At 49.3% G+C, this 12,464-nt stretch carries 13 protein-coding genes; 1 reads left to right on the forward strand and 12 read right to left on the reverse strand.

The window, feature by feature from the left end:
* Window positions 1–9 precede the first annotated feature (9 nt).
* Entirely contained in the window at window positions 10–1,017 is a 1,008-nt protein-coding gene (gene asnA, locus C816_RS16995) for an aspartate--ammonia ligase (protein WP_016323648.1), read from the forward strand.
* A gap of 1,044 nt (window positions 1,018–2,061) precedes the next feature.
* On the opposite strand, the gene C816_RS17005 is transcribed toward asnA, so the two are convergent.
* From C816_RS17005 to C816_RS17055, 12 genes are all read right to left on the reverse strand, one after another.
* Complete coding sequence (locus C816_RS17005; protein ID WP_016323650.1) at window positions 2,062–3,264, reverse strand: FprA family A-type flavoprotein; 1,203 nt, start codon at window positions 3,262–3,264, stop codon at window positions 2,062–2,064.
* A 478-nt stretch (window positions 3,265–3,742) separates the two neighbouring features.
* The gene (locus tag C816_RS17010) at window positions 3,743–3,970 is read right to left on the reverse strand and encodes a type II toxin-antitoxin system MqsA family antitoxin (protein ID WP_016323651.1); all 228 of its coding nucleotides are present in this window, start codon (window positions 3,968–3,970) and stop codon (window positions 3,743–3,745) included.
* A 3-nt stretch (window positions 3,971–3,973) separates the two neighbouring features.
* Window positions 3,974–4,285, reverse strand: coding sequence for a DUF4258 domain-containing protein (locus C816_RS17015; protein WP_016323652.1), 312 nt, complete (start codon window positions 4,283–4,285; stop codon window positions 3,974–3,976).
* 115 nt (window positions 4,286–4,400) lie between these two features.
* Entirely contained in the window at window positions 4,401–5,555 is a 1,155-nt protein-coding gene (xerC, locus tag C816_RS17020) for a site-specific integrase (protein ID WP_016323653.1), read from the reverse strand.
* 69 nt (window positions 5,556–5,624) lie between these two features.
* The gene (locus tag C816_RS17025) at window positions 5,625–6,572 is read right to left on the reverse strand and encodes a hypothetical protein (RefSeq protein ID WP_016323654.1); all 948 of its coding nucleotides are present in this window, start codon (window positions 6,570–6,572) and stop codon (window positions 5,625–5,627) included.
* Between the two features lie 11 nt (window positions 6,573–6,583).
* Entirely contained in the window at window positions 6,584–6,772 is a 189-nt protein-coding gene (locus C816_RS17030; protein ID WP_016323655.1) for a helix-turn-helix domain-containing protein, read from the reverse strand.
* A gap of 441 nt (window positions 6,773–7,213) precedes the next feature.
* Window positions 7,214–7,357 (reverse strand): hypothetical protein, encoded by a 144-nt coding sequence (locus tag C816_RS23890; protein ID WP_016323656.1) that lies wholly within the window; start codon window positions 7,355–7,357, stop codon window positions 7,214–7,216.
* The gene (locus tag C816_RS17035) at window positions 7,358–7,861 is read right to left on the reverse strand and encodes a hypothetical protein (RefSeq protein WP_016323657.1); all 504 of its coding nucleotides are present in this window, start codon (window positions 7,859–7,861) and stop codon (window positions 7,358–7,360) included. It lies immediately after the preceding gene.
* Between the two features lie 762 nt (window positions 7,862–8,623).
* Entirely contained in the window at window positions 8,624–9,373 is a 750-nt protein-coding gene (locus C816_RS17040) for an SH3 domain-containing protein (protein WP_016323658.1), read from the reverse strand.
* Window positions 9,374–10,192: 819 nt separating this feature from the next.
* Window positions 10,193–10,765 (reverse strand): recombinase family protein, encoded by a 573-nt coding sequence (locus C816_RS17045; protein WP_016323659.1) that lies wholly within the window; start codon window positions 10,763–10,765, stop codon window positions 10,193–10,195.
* A 312-nt stretch (window positions 10,766–11,077) separates the two neighbouring features.
* Entirely contained in the window at window positions 11,078–11,515 is a 438-nt protein-coding gene (locus C816_RS17050; RefSeq protein WP_016323660.1) for a hypothetical protein, read from the reverse strand.
* Between the two features lie 225 nt (window positions 11,516–11,740).
* The gene (locus C816_RS17055; RefSeq protein WP_016323661.1) at window positions 11,741–12,454 is read right to left on the reverse strand and encodes a V-type ATP synthase subunit D; all 714 of its coding nucleotides are present in this window, start codon (window positions 12,452–12,454) and stop codon (window positions 11,741–11,743) included.
* Window positions 12,455–12,464 lie beyond the last annotated feature (10 nt).

The raw sequence follows: 12,464 nt of genomic DNA on the forward strand, positions 1-12,464 counted from the left end.
TTTTATCACATGAGCAGACTCACCATCCCCGCCGGCTACAAAATGCCCCTGACCAACAATGAGCTCCAGCGGGCCATTGAGCTGATCCACGCGGACTTTCAGCACAACCTCACCGTGCGGCTGAACCTGCACCGGGTCTCCGCCCCCCTGTTTGTGGACGGCGCCACCGGCTTGAACGACGACCTCAACGGCGTGGAACGCCCCGTGTCTTTCGACATCCCCGACGTGGGAACCGAAGGGCAGGTGGTCCACTCCCTGGCCAAGTGGAAGCGTTTGGCCCTGAAACGGTATGAGTTCCAGGAGGGCACCGGGCTCTACACCGATATGAACGCCATCCGCCGGGATGAGGAGCTGGACAATCTCCACTCCATCTATGTGGACCAGTGGGACTGGGAAAAGCACATCTCCCCCCGGGACCGCACCGTCCCCTATCTGAAAGACACCGTGCGGGATATTGCAGGCTGCATCTGCGACACCGCCACGGCCCTGCGGAACGCCTACCCCGTCCTCACCTTCCGGCCCGACCGGGACGTATACTTCATCACCACGCAGGAGCTGGAGGACCGCTACCCCAGCCTTACCCCCTCCGAGCGGGAACGGGCAGTCTGCGAGGAACACCACACCGTGTTTTTGATGCAGATCGGCAAAACCCTGGCCTCCGGCATCAAGCACGACGGCCGGGCCCCGGACTATGACGACTGGGAGCTCAACGGCGACATTCTCATGTGGAACCCGGTGCTCCAGAGCCAGTTTGAGGTCTCCTCCATGGGCATCCGGGTAGACGCTGCGGCCTTAGACCGCCAGCTCACCGCCGCCGGCTGCGACCACCGCCGTTCCCTCCCCTTCCACCAGATGCTGCTGAACGGTGAGCTTCCCCAGTCTATGGGCGGCGGCATCGGCCAGTCCCGCCTCTGTATGCTGCTGCTGGGCACCTGCCACATCGGCGAAGTCCAGGCCAGCCTGTGGGATCGGGAAACCGTGGCGGGCTGTGAAAAAGCGGGGATCACCCTGCTGTAAATTCCTCCAAAGCGGCAAAGACGCGTTGGGAAAAGCAGCAGCTGGTTTTCCTTCTGTTTTCTCCCCAAATCAACAAACTGCCGGGTCGTGCCAAAGGGAAATGGACCATTGATGGATCACCTGTTTTTTGAGGAAACTGAGAAAATCGGACTTCGGAAGGGATCTATGCTCCATTTCGATGATCCAATTGACAGCGAAACCATTTTGAAGCTGGAAACAATTCTGGAACAATTTCTGATTCTATCACATACAAAGTTCAGCAAAAAACGGGGCGGCTTGGGCCATGTCAACATCCGGAATCTTCGAGGCAGCTGGAAACGGTTTTTTACAGAGAATTTGACAAACGAGAACAGGCGGACAGCCAGTGTTTAACACTGGAAAACAGCAGTCCCCAGCACCTCCAAACCAGCCGGGCTGTCATATCGCTGTCCAACAGGTCGCCAAACGTTTATCAAACGCTCGATTTTCAATGGCCCATCCAGACAGAATGGTCTGTTTTATACAATTTTTTGGAATCGGTGAGCGGACTGCTGGATTTGAAGTACGCAAGCACCGGGTACGATATGGCCCTCAATATTTTTTACTACCCCGGCAGCGTGGGGCAGGCCGTGCTGGCCGCTGAGGAATCCGCCTTATGTAAAAGCGAATACACGGAGTGGAGCCCCCGCATATCGTCTGAAAGCGAAGACCCAAAACGGAATTCCGTGTCCAAAGTTCATCCAGGCGTTCAGCTCCGAATTCTTTTCCAAAGTTCAAATTCCCTCAGCCGAATCCCATGCTGGACTGTATGCAAAGCACATGGACGGTCTCTGGTTTCTCGATATTCTCGATCACCGCGAACCGTCTCTCTCAGAAATTGCGAACCGCTACACAGCGCTTTATAAACGGCTCAAGCCTATGGTCCTCCTCTATGACTGGCCAAACCAGATGAATGGGCAAAGCTGCAGAACCGCTTTGCAGCACGGCCATAGACCGGCGCAAAGAAAAACAGTACCGCCCGGAGACCTGCACAGGTCTCCGGGCGGTACTCGCTTTTCCAGTCTGTTAAGTCAGATCCGCCGCAATCGTATCCGCCAGGGCCAGCAGTGCCTCCCGCTGGGGCTCCTGCACGGCGGACTTCACCGTCACGCCGCTCTCCAACACCGTCATGTTCTTCATTCCGGAGAGGATCTCCCGCATCAGCTTCCCGGCCTGGGGACCCCAGGAGCCGTTTTCAATCACAGCCGCCGTGCGGCCTTGCAGATTGTGAGCTTTCAAATCCAGTAGCAGGTTCTCCATGGGCGTGAAAATGCCGTTGTTATAAGTAGCGGCGGCAAACACCAGGTGACTGCATCGGAAGCACTCCGCCACCAGCTGAGACACATGGATGTGGGACACGTCGTACTGAACGATATTCCTCACACCCTTCTCCGCCAGCCGTACAGCCAGGATGTCGGCGGCGTTGTCCGTATTGCCGTAGACAGAGCCGGTGAAGATGGCCACCGCCCGGTCCTCCGGTGTGTAGGCGCTCCATATCTGATACTTTTCAATGAACCAGGCTATGTTCTCCCGCCAGATGGGGCCATGCAGCGGGCAGACCATGGAAATCTCCAGTCCGGCGGCCTTTTTCAGCAGGGACTGCACCTGCATCCCGTACTTGCCGACGATATTGGTGTAGTACCGGCGGGCGTCGTCCAGCCAGTCCCGCTCAAAATCCACCTGATCGGCAAAGAGGTTGCCGCTGAGGGCCCCGAAGGTGCCGAAGGCGTCGGCGGAGAAGAGGATCTTGTCCGTGGTATCATAGGTCACCATGACCTCCGGCCAGTGGACCATGGGGGCCATGACAAAGGTGAAGGTGTGCCGCCCCGAGGAGAGGGTATCCCCCTCCTTCACCACCACAGCCCGGCTGGAAATATCCTCCCCGGTGAACTGAGCCAGCATGGTGAGCGTCTTGGCGTTGCCCACCACCCGGGCCTCAGGCCAACGGCGCAGAACCCCGGCCAAGGACGCGCTGTGGTCCGGCTCCATGTGGTTCACCACCACGTAGTCCAGAGGACGTCCGCCCAGACTGTGCTCCAGGTTCTCCTGGAACCGCACAGCCACAGCCTCCTCCACAGCGTCCAGCAGTACGGTCTTCTCGTCCAGCACCAGATAGGCGTTATAGCTGACACCCCGGGGAATGGGATAGACATTTTCAAAAAGGGCCAGGCGTCGGTCCGAGGCCCCTACGTACACCAGATCCGAGTTAACATTCTGTATGCAATACATGGTCATTTCTCCTTTGTGCCGATATTTTCCGGAAACCACTTTACTCAACTTCTCCCTGTTTGTCAAGGTTCTTAGGAAAAATTGTGAATCTATAAACAAAACGAGAGGGCGGCAGGGGCCGTCCTCTCGTCTGTTCTGCTGGTCTTAGAATTACACCGGGTCCTGTTTGCTGCCAAAGGCCTCCACAGCCCTGGCATTCGCCGCCCGCTTCTCTTCCAGAGATTCCTTCAAAATCATGTCCTTCACCTTTATGGGGCCACGCTATTAGGCAGTGCTAACATATCACAAATAGTCCCATTTGTCAACGATTCCGCTTCCCTGTTCTCCCGGTTAGTCCCATCACTTCACAGCCAGTCCCAGCCTGGAAGCGGTAAGAATCCGGCAGCCCAAACAGCCTCTTTTCCCTCTGGCCTCTTGGCTTTTCCCATACTCAAAGCCCTGTATTTCAGCTCCCGAAGCGGCAAAAACCCGGTAAACCTCACGCCGCCTTTTGATAGTCAATCACAGCGACCTCCTGCATGAGCCGTTTGGCCGCAGATACCAGCTCTTCCAAACGCTCGGTAACTTCATCTGTGTAAAACTTTTCCCCACATTGCTCACATTCCTCGCAAGGAACGTTTTTGATTACAATAATACAATTTCTGTAATTTACCACATGCGTTGTAACAGATTCTTTCACTGTGTCGCATTTACAAAACATACACATAAATCAACGCTCCTTTCTGGTTCTCAAATCGGCTTCGAATTTATCCGTACTGGGATAGTAGGCGGTAATGACATAAGCGGTGGTTTCGTCCGCCCCTATTACAATATGGAGAACCTTGTCCTGTGTAGTATATCCAAAAATCAAACAACTCGGGTATGGGAAATCGTTGGGGTAGTCCTCTATGATCTCTCCCCGAAGCACGCAGGAGATTACATCATCCCTTAAAATATCACGCTCCTGCATCCGTTCCAAACAGTGGGTAGACCATTTGACAGAACGATTTTGAAACAGCGTTTGAATTTTATGAATGTCCATCTCTACCCCTCCAGCTTATGAATATCATATCGCATACCGGCTAAAAATTCAAGCGAAATATCTTGAAGCGGCAAAACCCCGGCAGCCCTCCCCCAAGGCTGCCAGGGCTTCTTTCTCATGCTAATAGTCTGTCGATACCTTCCAGCTTGTCAATCTCCTTCTCTTTCGTATCCTCCAAAAGGTGGACGTAAATATTATAAGTGGTCTTGACATTTGCGTGTCCCAACTGCTCACTGATTGCTTTAATGTCCACCCCGGCCTCAAAACATCTTGTAGCGTAAGTGTGACGCAACGTGTGCATGGTCGCTCCCTCAATCCCAGCCTTGGCGAAGATTCTACAAAGCAAATGCTGCAAATTTCGATTATGTACCATGTTCCCCCGTGTGTTCGGGAACACCAAACGGCTTTCGCTCCATTTCTCCCCGGATTGCTCTACCCGCTTCATCATTTCCGCTTTATGCTCTCTCAACACTCCGACCAAACCAGATGTAATAATCACCCTCCGCTTGCTGGACTTCGTTTTACAGAAGTCTTGAACCACCTGCGGCGCTGAATGACTGGTGTAGTCGTGGCAGACAATCGCCTTCTTATTCACTCGGATCGTCCGCTTCTCCAAGTCAATGTCCTCCCACGTCAGCGGGATTCCCTCCCCCATTCGCAACCCTGAATACAGATACATGAGCAACATGGGCCGATAGTATTCACCTTCCAACTGCTCAATAAACCTTTGCTGTTCCTCCTTGGACAGTACCCGCATTTGCTCCGTATCATCCTTTGGAAACGTCACGCCTTTACAGGGATTCCGAACCATCATCCCCAGTTCAACCGCCTTTTCCAAACTGCCATGAATGATGTTATAATTTTTCACGAAAGTCGAACAGCTTCCCCCGATTGCGTCCAAACATCTTTGAATATGATATGTACTCAACTCCCGCAATACAATTTCCCCAATGTATGGCCTGATATGGATTCTGAAATTATTGCGATAACTCGTCAAAGTAGCAGGAGCCAGCTTTGGAGACTTGTGCTTTTCAATCCATGTATTCATCCATTCCCCCGCCTTGATTGCCGCCTTGCTCTGACTAACCCCCATTCCCTTCTCCGCTTGAAGCTGGCGCAGAATCTCCGCCGCCTCCGCCTGCGTATCGGCGTAGCGGTAAACATATTCCCGCTTGCCATTTTCTTTATACAGACCCGTTGGAAAAGTCACCAGCCATTTGCCGTCTGTGCGTTTCCTGATACTGCCCTCGCCATTTGCCCGTTTCGCCATATCTTAACGCCCCTTTCTTAAATGAGTGGGGCAGATGATAACGCCATCCGCCCCACTTGTCAAGACTTTTCACTCATCCCAGTTTTGGAGAGGTGAAGTCAGCTTATCAACGGCATTTGCCCTTTGAGGATCCAACTTCTGCGAGAAGTATTCCATGTCGAGTAGGCAGTAGCACCACTCGAAAATAGCATTACCTTTCTCGTCTTTATGCGTCGGAACCTTGACCTGATACCCACAGCATGAATCTGTTAAGTAAAGAAGACGATTCTTTTTCAAAAGCTCCAGTAGCTTTTTATCGTTCATCTCCATTTCTCGAGCGATTCTTCCTACCTCCTGTTCGGTCAATATAAAGTATCCACCTCTTCGGTAGTACCTGGATACTTCTGAACAGTAAAAGTTTATGACTTTCAAAACCTCAGAGTACAGCTGTGCACGGCTCATTTCTGATCTCTCTGACACAACTGGAAGTTTACTCAAAACCTCCGCCAGAGAAGTAATTACCTCCAAAATATTGGGAATCTCCTTCCCACAGCACTTGTTGAGATAATCCGTCCGAATCCGCCTAAGGCATCTCCGGCAATCCCTTTTCGTTTCGGAGTCTTGCAAATTGCTTTCCATGCTTCCCAAAGCTACAGTCAGCAGATCACTCTGACTAATACTGAACTCAGGAGAATATCTCCCGTCCTGGTACTGCTGGATAAAACGGATATCCCTTTTACCATTTTCATTCTCCTGGACGTATGCAAACAAACGTCCACTAAACTTGTTGAGAATCTGAAGCATCCCCACAGTTGGCTCAAAAAACCCTTGGGCTTCATACTTTTTCATCTCATCAGGGATGCAACCAATTTCGGCTTGAGCGTCCTCTGAAACCAGTGCTTCAAAGGGGGTGATCAGCCTTGTAATAGTTGGCTGCGTTGTTTCTGAATCATCCAACGCAGTTGTCACTAATTCAAGATTCTTCGCCTGTCCCTCTGGTATAAATGCACCTGTGTTCATATCAATATTGTTTTCCATAATTTGTCTCCTTAAACTACTTCCTCGACTTGGCTGAGCCAAGCCAGGAACTTATCTCTACGTACCCGATACTGCTTCCCAATTCTAAAACTCGGAAAATCTTTACTATGGACAATCTCATAACATTTGTTACGAGAAATCCCCAGCACACGTGAAATGTCCTGGGGTGTTAAATTAATAGGTAGACCGCTTTCATCCATCTGTATCACCTCCTTTCGGGATGGTGACATGATAAACAACTGACCCCCTCCAACACAAGATTTTATTCTCCACGTTCAGACCCAATTCTTTATTTAATATGTATAAGTGTCCATTCTAAAAGTAACCAGTAAAAATAATAAATCATTGTCCCCATTGCCAACAGCTTATTTTGCATTTTAATTCTCAGTTAAATTTTCATTAGAAATATTTGTAATTTTAGCAATATCATAGAATATCAAACAACATCAAAGCCGTAATGTTATTTTTATAAGAATTTCTAAAAACGGTTGTTATTAATAATCCCCTAACCGACGCCGGAACTGTGGGTGTCCCGCATCCTATTATCAAGTTAGTCAACATCGAACATATTAAATAAACCCGCCAGCCTGATTCAATCAAGCTGACGGGTACAGTTGGAATTTTTAGAATTTTTGGAATTTTCAGTCGTCCCGCAGTTCCTCTAAACACTCTTGGAGCATTGATACCAACGCTTTTCCCACCTCCGCCAGTTCATGGAGCAGATACAGAAAGGCCACCATACTGCAACAAGTGAAGCCTGCCAGAAATTCAAAGGAGACGGTCATTTAGACCGCCCCCTCTCTGGCCCCCGTGGAACCCTCTGTGGCCTCGCTTACCTCCACCCCCTCATGGATTACCACCCAGCCCTTCTCGTCCAGTCTGGCACCCCCTACACGAATCAGGGACAACAGAGCCTTCAGCCTGTCAGCCTCCACCACTTCCAGCTTGAACCGATTGCTGACCAACTCGTAACGGTCGCCAGCCTTGCCGCCCTTGATAACCTTGGTAACTGCGAAATACTTCGATACGCCGCCGTCCTCGTCCTCCTTGATAGGCGTGAAGGTTGCAAGCCCGGTCTTGCTCAACAGGCCAGTGGTGAAGGTTTCATCCATCACAACCTCCCCGGCCTCGGTCACAGTCACGCCGTTGATCCGCTCACCCGCCGCAATCTTGGCTTTGATTTGTTTGTCAGAGTACCAAGTAAAGTCCCGGCTCTGATTCAGATAAACCGCCCAGCCCTCACGCCGCTTACCCAGCTTTTCCTCAAAGATAACAGTAGCCTTACACATAATAATTCATTCTCCTTCAATTTTGATTTTCTGAAAGTTCTTTTCCCTTTCAACAAAATCATCTTAACGCTGGGTTCATTGACGTGCAAGACACGATACTATACGGGAATGAATCCTTAAAATTGTGGAGTTTGTAGAAGTCAAACAGGTTGTAGCCGCCAACCGCTCTATTCTGGTAAACATTTCAGCCTTTTCATACTTCCCACATTTGTCATAATTTCAATTTGCAACATTTGAAACACAATCGCAACTAGCCTAAATCATGTCGAACCCTGTTCTGTTTCATCTTTCTTTCTCTTGCCTTCCTCTTCTGGAAAATCACCCATTTCCACCTTCTCAACCCTTCTAAATCTTTGAAAAAGTCACTCTGAATCTTAAATCTAAATCTCCTTGAAATTTTGAGCATATTTCAAAAATTGTCCTATGAAGTAGAATCCGACAAACTTACATTTGTCAAACTCCACGCATTTTCTGATTCCTTTAAGATATGCTTTATCTATGGAATGCTGACAGATTTGAATGGAGTGATAGGATTGATGATTAAAAATCAAATGCAGTTGGATATACCAACTGCATTTACTGGATATAGTATGTAGACTCGCTTGCATCTACTGCTGTATTGGGATTTATGATGTTTCCATTTTCGTCTATAATGGCCCCAGGCCTTAACTCGGGATGGGCCTCTCCTGTATTATGTTGATTTGCCCATGCATCCATACCAGCCAAAGCCAATTGACTGCATCCATGTTGTTTGTGATATTATTAGCCACCGTTTAGTAGCTTGCCTAGTATTTCTCTGTCTGCATCCGAATAGGTGTTGTTGCCTCCAGATGTAACTAGACCTTGGGATTCTAGGTCCTTTAACTGTTGTCTAATGCTAGGCTTTTCAGTATCAGATGGTTGTGTTTCGGTTTGCGTTTGCTGTGTTTGCTGCTGTTGTGTACTTTCACTCGGTTTTGACTGCTGTCCGACACTGGGGTTGCTGGTCTGCTGTTGCTGAACTACGGGCTTTGTGGTGCTTAAGTATTTGTTGCTCACATAAACTGTACTGCCATCACTTAATTGGATTCGGCTCCAACCTTCTGCGTCTGCTGTTCCAATGCCTACACGGGTTACGCTGTCACTTTTGTTGAGGGAACCCACTTTGTCATGCGCTGTACTCGGACCACTGCGTAAATTCACCGTTCCTGTGGCATAGACTGTCTCGTTGACCTCTGTGAAGGGGTCTACTTCCTCTAAGTCACTTTCTGCATTTCCAGCACCTTCTAATATACCAGCCCCGTCCGCTTCTTCTGGTTCTATGTCCTCCAACTCTGTTAAAGGTTTAGTGGTGTCGTTTTCATTTTTTACCTCCATTGATTCAACTGGGGGCGCAGTGCTGGTGGGCTCGCTCTGTTGGACTTTCCCTTGATCCGGCTCCTGCGGCTCCTGCTGGGCTTGCTGGCTTCCGCAACCCGCCATCCCTAGCATAAACGCAAGGGAAAGAGCAACTGCTAAAGATCTTGTTTTCATGTTCCTTTCCTCCAAACTGTATTCTTAACAGGTTCCGCATAAACCGCCCTGACTGGCGGTCAGGGACAGTCTATGCTTTCCCTGCCAAGAACAACAAAAGCAGTGCGACGGATTTGTGTAAACCCATCACACTGCCTGATTTTTCATCAAAGCAAACACAGCTATTTTTCCCGCCCTATTGCTAAATCTGATTTGGACAGGTATAATAATGCTGGGTGCAGAGTAACTCTGCTGTGCTGGGTAGTGCGTGTACCCGTACAGCCTGGGGGCGGGCCGCAATCCCGTCCCCAGGTGCCTGCAATTCGTTATTCTTGTATCTTTTATTCTACCGCAGGGCCTACTTTTCGTCAAGCCCTCTATTCCCATTAAAGTTCTCTAGGAGTTAAAATATCCATAGCTAAGTTTCCGTATATCTTTCCTAAACGGTGGCCTACTGTTGCCCCCACTCATATCACAAAACTACTTGTTAGCAATTTATTATACGTTTTACGTCGAATTGCAGGCTTTCGCTTACCTTTGCCATTTGGGGACACAAGTCATTCCAGTATCTAAAGATATTTTTTTAACCTCTAATGTTACCTTTGCTTATCCACGCACCAGCAACCTAAAAAATTTTCCGATTTTGAAAATCATGTCATTTTGACTCCAATGCTCCCCTAAAAATTTTACCGTGTATACCATCAAAAAAGCCCCATGTATCTGACATTTTTTTGATTGTAGAGAGCAAATTTGCCTTCCTTACTTTTTCATCACAAAGGATCCAGAAAGACAAAAAAAGCTGGTAGCTGTACTGCTACCAGCTTTTTTCACTATGTTTCCTTACAAATCAACAAACGGGTCATCCTCATATTCACGCACTTTTCGATACCATGTCGAGCGTGAAATTCCCAACTGTTTCGCTCCTGCGCTGGCTGACAGCCTCCCCTCCTTCACGTTGAGATAAACACCCTCGAAAGTATCAACCGCTTTCTTGGGTCTGCCAGTCATGCGGCCCTCTGCCTTGGCTATGGCGATTCCCTCGGCTTGACGCTCCAATATATTATCCCGTTCGAGTTCAGCCAAAGCGCCAAAGACCGCCAGTATGAATTTTCCTGCCGCTGTGCTGGTATCAATGTTTTCTTTCCTGCTTATGAACTGCACACCTTTTGCGTCCAGTGTTGCGGTTAGGTCAAGCAAGTCCCTCGTATTTCTAGCAAAGCGTGAAATACTCTCTACAGTCAGACTGTCACCCTCCCGCACAAAATCCATCATCTTGCGCAGTTCTGGCCTTTCCTGATTCTTTCCGCTGACCTTATCGGTGAACACCCGTTCTACCCCTAATTCCTGCATGAGCAAATCCTGTCTTGCCGTGTTCTGCTCCTTGGTCGATATCCTCACATATCCGACTTTCATTGTACTTGCTCCTTTCAACTAGATTTTCAAATGAAACCAAACACCGAAACTGTCCCGAAAGTGTTGCGCCCGGAAAGCTATACCATTCAGAGCGTCCCAAACCCTCCCCCTTCTCTCCCTCTGGAAGTGTCTCGAAAGCTCCGTTTCTGTTTTCGGCGCACTCTTTCGGTGCGTCTCATTTGATATTTAAACTTCATTTTAGAGCAAAAACAAAAGAATACCCTCCGAATTTTTGGTAATGTGGTAACTGCTGGCACAAAAAAGATACTGCCCGGGATCCATCCCGGGCAGTATCTTTTCTTTTCTAATGCTTTATATGACAGACAAAATCAAATTCCTGCCATCGTCAGCATCAATCATCAAATCACCGCAGTATGTACGGTGTTGGTCGTGGTCGGCGGGTGTCACCGCCTCCAACATTCCGGGCAGATGATTGAACTTACTTCCCTTGTGGTGAGCAAATTGTCCTACTTGCAATCCTGGACACAGCTCCCTGTGTAAGTAGACTGTCTTGCCATCACGGCAGGTACTAACGTAATTGTTAGTTCCCAACCAATATTCAGTTTTTATTTTTTTATAGTCCGTCTCACTCACAATAGTGAAATATGTTTCCCCTTTCTCGGTGTACTGCATGAAGACTATACCCGGCAAGTCTGGGCACATATATGCTGGATTCTTTTCAGCACTTTGCAACTTCACCATGTACCTCGCAATCACCATCATGCAAATAATTAACCTGTTGAACTTCATTGATAATGCCTCCTTAAATTTTTTAGACTTCAATTATAAATTAAAATCTACTTTCTATTCCTAACACAGCTTTTTGGTAGGCACTAACACTGATTTCCTAACAGTATCCAGTTTTCAACCTTGCTGACAAAAAAAGAGGTACTGCCCGGGATTCCTCCCAAGCAGTACCATCTTTCACTTTTTAGGCCCATCCTAGAAGCGGTAAATAAGCGGTACAGCTACCCCTTAAACCTCTGACGGCGCCTCACTCGAATCCCCGAAAGTCCTTATGGCTCTAGCGGTTTCAGCCCGCTTCTCTTCCAGGGATTCCTTCAAAATCATGTCCTTGACCTTCATAAGCCGGATGGTAGTGGCGCGGTCGTTCTCGTCCAGCTTCATGTTGATATATCGGATAGCCTCCTGGGTATTGGGGATCATCACATACTCCAACGCATTGACCCGGCGGCGGGTCTTCTCGATCTCCTCCGCCATCAGCTGGGCGGACTTCTCGATCTCCGCCAGCTTTAGCATCTTCCGAAACACTCTCCCCAGGGCGTCCACAGCGGTGTCCAGCTCGCCGGAGGTGGCCGCGAAACCGTAGGGATAGATGTCGGAATCAGACCGGGTCTGGGTCTGGAAGTCGTAGACAGGCACGTTGACGGACATGATGTTCTGGAAGGTCATGGTCAGCTCCACGCTCTGCTTTGGATAGACCAGAGCCTGCTCTAAGGCCTCGGAGCTCATGAGGGCGGAGGCGACGGTGAAGGACTTGTGCACCGTCATCAGCTCCTCCTCCACCTCGGCCCGGAGGGCCCGGACCTCCCGGACCGTATCCAGGAACTGCTTCATCAGCTCATCCCGCTTGTCTTTCAGCAGCTTGTGGCCCCGCTGGGCGGTGCGCAGCTTGCCTTTCAGGCGGGTGAGCTCCATTCGGGTGGGGCTTACCGTGATATTCGCCATGGCTCACCCC

Source organism: Oscillibacter sp. 1-3, from assembly GCF_000403435.2.
In the GTDB taxonomy this organism is placed as follows: Bacteria; Bacillota; Clostridia; order Oscillospirales; family Oscillospiraceae; genus Oscillibacter.